Here is a 3960-nt window from a genome sequence, read left to right as displayed (position 1 = left end):
GGCCGCCGACCGCGCCCGGACCACGCCCGGACCGGCGTCAGCGGCAGTTGTCGGCGGCCTCGATCAGCCGGGCGGCCTCGCCGAGCGCGGCGCGCAGCACGGCGGGGTCGGTCAGCGAGCCGGTCACCTCCGGCGGCAGCAGCCAGCCGGTGGCCTCCACGGGCGGGGCACCGTCGCCGAAGCGCATGCCGCGCCCGTTGGTCTGCATACACGCGCTGCCTGGCAGGTCCCAGGCGTCGGCGGTGCCGGGCGGGACGAGGAAGCCGAGGGTGCCCCCCGATCCGTCGTGGAGGACCGGCCCCACGCCACCCGCGGGCGCGGTGGCGGCCCGGCGGATGATGTCCACCGCCTCCAGCCCCTGCCGGGCCGGCACGGTCACCAGGTCCGGGGCCGCCGCACCGGGCTCGGACACGGGCACGGGCACGGGCACGATGCTCGGTCCACTGCTCTCCATACCGCCCTCCAACAAGGCAAACCCCTCCTTGATGCTCCGGTCCGCATGGTTCAACGCACGGGAACGTCAACGGTGGCGGCACAAGGACGCCGCAAAGGATGGCAGTTCATGGCGGATCGTGGGTGAGATATCCGTTTTGTAGCCAAACACCGCATGCGCCACCCGGTCCCGGCGGTACGTTCATGCGCGCCGGACCCCCACCCCGTCGCCGGCATTCCTCGCCAGAGAGGCCACGTCCATGGCGACGTCCCCCCATCCCCCGAACGTGCCGTTCCGGCAGTTGCGCGGGCAGCGCTCGCCCGCCGAGTTCGCGGCCCTGGTGCGCAAGGCCGCACGGGACATCGGAGAAACGGTTTCCTGCGACGCCCGCTACATCGGCCGGGTGGAGTCCGGGGAGATCCGCTGCCCCAACTACGCCTACGAGCGGGTCTTCCTGCACATGTTCCCCGGCCGCACCCTGGCCGACCTCGGCTTCTCCCCCCGCGAGGCGGTCCGCGGCCGGGCGGCGCGGACCTCCCCCCGCCCCTCCCACCCCTCTCATCTCTCCCATCTCTCCCATCTCTCCAAGGAGAGCGACGTGCTGCGTCGCGCGTTCATGGCCGGCGGCTCCGCGACGGTGGCGGCCGCGACCCTCAGCCTCGGTCCGCTCGTCGACCAGCGCCGGCCCGCCGCCCGCGCCGGGGAGGCGGAGGCCGCGGCGGTCGAGGAGGCCGTACGCCGGATCCGGCTGCTGGACGACCGGCACGGCGCGGACGCCCTCTACCGCAGGGCCACCGAACCGCTGCGCGCCGCGTACGCCCTGCTGGACGCGGGGGCCACGCGGCAGTCCACGGAGGACCGGCTGCACGCGGGGGCCGGGGAACTGGCGCTGTCGGTGGGCTGGCTGGCGCACGACTCCCACCGCTACGACGACGCGCGCTCGCACTACGCCGAGGCCCTGGCCACGGCCCGGGTCGCCGGGAACGCGCAGCTGGAGGCCCACGCCTTCGCCAACGCGGCGTTCCTGGCCCGGGACTGCGGCCGGCCGCGCGAGGCGGTGCGCGCCGCCCAGGCCGGCCGGCGCGCGGCCCGGGGCCTGGGGTCCGCACGGCTGCTGTCGCTGCTGTGCCTGCGGGAGGCGGGCGGCTGGGCGGGACTGGGGGATCGTTCCTCCTGCGAGGACGCACTGGGCCGGGCGCATGCGCACTTCGCGCGGGGCGCCTCGGACGCGGACCCCGAGTGGATGTCCTTCTTCGGCGAGGCGGAGCTGGAGTCGCTGGAGGCCTCCTGCTGGGCGGCGCTGGGCGAGTACGGCCGCGCGGCCCGGCACGCCCGGCGCGCGGCCGACCTCCAGGACCCGCACTTCGCCCGGAACGTCGCCCTCTACACCGCCGAGCTGGCCGACGACCTGGCCCGGGCCGGCGCTCCCGAGGAGGCGGCGTGGGCCGGGGGCCGGGTGCTGGACCTGCTCTCGGAGGTGCAGTCCACCCGGATCCGGTCGATGCTCGCCGGCACGGCCCGCACCCTGGTGCCGCACCAGCGCTCGCCGCGCGTGTCGGCCTTCCTGGCCCGGCACGCCGACGCCTGAGCGGCTCCCCGGCGACCGAGCTTTCCCGCGCCTGAGCTCCCCGACACCTGAGCTCCCCGGCGCCCGATAAGTCCCGACTCGGCCCTACCCGTCCAGGTGGCCGGTGTCGTTCCAGCGCTCCAGGGCCGGGGCCCCGTACGCCCACCCCAGGACCGACAGGGAGGTCGGGTCCAGGCGGATGCGGGCGCCGAAGGAGGCGTCCAGGCCGAGCCAGCGCGCGGCCAGGGTGCGCAGGATGTGGCCGTGCGCGAAGACGAGGACGTCGCGGTCCGCCGCGCGGGCCCAGCCGACGACCTCGTCGGCGCGGGCGGAGACGTCCACCACGGACTCGCCGCCGGGGACGCCGTCGCGCCAGAGCAGCCAGCCGGGGCGGACGGCCTGGATCTCGGCGGGGGTCATGCCCTCGTAGTCGCCGTAGTCCCATTCCATGAGCGTGTCCCAGGGCTCGGCCTGGAGGCCGAAGCCGGCCAGTTCGCAGCTCTCGCTCGCGCGGAGCAGCGGGCTGGTGCGCACATCGACGCCGGGCAGCCCGGCCCACGGGTCGCGGGCCAGCCGCTCCCCGAGCAGCTTCGCCCCGCGCCGGCCCTCGTCGAGCAGCGGGACGTCCGTGCGGCCCGTGTGCTTGCCGGACAGCGACCACGCGGTCTGCCCGTGACGGGCCAGCAGGATGCGGGGGGCCATGTCTGTTTCTCCCGGTTGGTCGCGTATCACCCTTTGGATTGTCCGACCATCATCCATCACATGAACGCACGGCATCGCCGCCGGTCCGGCCGGCGGCGGTGCAGGGGCGTTTTCCGCCACCGCCCCACGATTGTCAGTGGCGGATGGGACACTTCCGCGGGTGAGCTCCTACCCGCCCAGCGGCCCACCGCAGACCACGACACTCCGGCAGCGGCTCGCCGATCTGCGCGGCCCCGCCGTGCCGCCCCGCCCGCTCGACGCCAGGGCCCTGGCAGCCCTCGCCGCCAACCCCGGCTGCGGCAGACGTGCCCTGCTGGACGGCGCCGGGGTGGACAAGACCGCGCTCGCCTCGGCCCTGGGCGCGCCGGCGGCTTTCGGCCAGTCCCAGTTCGCGCTGATCCGCGGCAACTCCTTCGAGGCCAAGGTCAAGGGCGACGGCGGGGCCGAGCTGCTGCGCCTGGTGCACGAGCGGCTGGACGACGGCGCCGCGCCGCCCGCCCGGGACGCCCGCGTCCCCGACCTGACCGCCGCCGGGCCGGAGGGCCGGGCCGCGCGGACGGCGCTGGCGCTGCGCGAGGCGACGGCCGCCGCCACCTGGACCCTGCTGGACCACCCGATGCTGGCGCTGGAGGTGGCGGGCACCCCGGCCTACCTGGAGCCCGACGCCGTCGTCGTGCACCCCGACGGCCGCTGGACGGTCGTGGAGATCAAGTCCTTCCCGATGATCGACGGCGCGGCGGACGCGGCCAAGGTGGGCGCCGCCGCCCGGCAGGCCGCCGTGTACGTGCTGGCCCTGGAGCGGACCGCGGACCTGCTGCCGGGCGCCACGGTCGGGCACACGGCGCTGCTGGTCTGCCCCAAGGACTTCTCCAACCTGCCCACCGCCGCCGCGATGGACATCCGCAAGCAGCGCGCGGTCACCCGGCGCCAACTGGCCCGGCTCACCCGGATCGAGGAGCTGGCCGCCGCCCTGCCGGCGGGGCTGAGCTTCGACCCGGCCCGGCCCGGCGAGGAGCTGTCCGAGGCGGTGGCCGCCGTGGACGCCGCCTACGCCCCCGAGTGCCTGGCCGCCTGCGAGCTGGCCTTCCACTGCCGGCAGAAGGCCCGCGCCGCGGACTCGGTGACCGCCCTCGGGCGTTCCGTGCGCGGCGAGCTGGGCGCGCTGACCACGACCATCATCCATCACATGAACGCACGGCATCGCCGCCGGTCCGGCCGGCGGCGGTGCAGGGGCGTTTTCCGCCACCGCCCCACGCAT

At 75.9% G+C, this 3960-nt stretch carries 4 protein-coding genes; 2 read left to right on the top strand and 2 right to left on the bottom strand.

Annotated elements, in window-relative coordinates:
- Positions 1-37: 37 nt before the first annotated feature.
- Positions 38-454: a hypothetical protein gene (locus GPJ59_RS34410; protein WP_258025351.1), complete on the bottom strand. Its 417-nt coding sequence runs from the start codon at positions 452-454 to the stop codon at positions 38-40.
- A 238-nt stretch (positions 455-692) separates the two neighbouring features.
- On the opposite strand from GPJ59_RS34410, the gene GPJ59_RS34405 reads away from it, so the two are divergent.
- Positions 693-2021: a tetratricopeptide repeat protein gene (locus tag GPJ59_RS34405; protein ID WP_219671929.1), complete on the top strand. Its 1329-nt coding sequence runs from the start codon at positions 693-695 to the stop codon at positions 2019-2021.
- 84 nt (positions 2022-2105) lie between these two features.
- Here GPJ59_RS34405 and GPJ59_RS34400 read toward each other — a convergent pair whose 3' ends face one another.
- Complete coding sequence (locus tag GPJ59_RS34400) at positions 2106-2702, bottom strand: histidine phosphatase family protein (RefSeq protein ID WP_219671927.1); 597 nt, start codon at positions 2700-2702, stop codon at positions 2106-2108.
- Between the two features lie 160 nt (positions 2703-2862).
- Between GPJ59_RS34400 and GPJ59_RS34395 the strand changes: the two genes are divergently transcribed.
- A partial coding sequence (locus tag GPJ59_RS34395; protein WP_308120648.1) for a hypothetical protein occupies positions 2863-3960 on the top strand: 1098 nt, incomplete at its 3' end.

This window comes from Streptomyces bambusae, from assembly GCF_019400985.1.
Lineage (GTDB): Bacteria > Actinomycetota > Actinomycetes > Streptomycetales > Streptomycetaceae > Streptomyces > Streptomyces bambusae_A.
The sequence above is the reverse complement of the archived record's forward strand: the minus strand, read 5'-3'. Positions and strand labels throughout refer to the sequence as shown.